This is a genomic window from Ruegeria sp. AL12 (genome assembly GCF_056540885.1).
This window is the reverse complement of sequence record NZ_JBQFXN010000199.1, coordinates 1-534: the sequence shown is the minus strand read 5'-3', so window position 1 is coordinate 534 and position 534 is coordinate 1. Positions and strand designations below refer to the sequence as shown.

The 534-nt window shown below is 59.7% G+C and carries 1 protein-coding gene; it reads right to left on the bottom strand.

Features of this window, described 5'->3' with window-relative positions:
• On the bottom strand, positions 1-534 hold a 534-nt coding region (locus ACR0C6_RS22200; protein ID WP_480621366.1), incomplete at both ends, for a TRAP transporter large permease subunit.

Genomic DNA, 534 nt, shown 5'->3' with positions numbered 1-534 from the left:
CCCGGGATACCCGAACAGCCGCGGCAGCCACAACACCAGATCCGGAAACAGCACCAGCGCCGCCAGCGCCAGAACCAGCACACCCAGAAATGCCCAGATTTCGCCGATGATCTCGCGAAGCGGTATCTGGGTGACCGCATTGATGACAAACAGCAGGATACCATAGGGTGGCGTGATCAACCCGATCATGCAGTTGATTACGGCGACCACGCCGAAATGCACCAGGTCGATACCCAGTTCGCGGCAGGTGGGCAAAAACAGCGGAATAATCACCAGAATGATCGTGGTCGCATCGAGCACGCAGCCGAGCAGCAGAAGCAGGATATTGACGCCGATCAGAAACGTCAGGGGCGACACGTCCAGCCCCACCAGCGCCTCGGCCATGATGTTGGGAATGTTTTCGGACGCCACGACATAATTGAGGATCAAGGCGCCGCCGATGACGAGGCCGACGGCGGCGGAAGAGCGTGCGCTGTCGACCAGAATGCCGTAGAGCGCCTTAAGCGACAACGCCCGGTAAAACAGGCCGGCCAA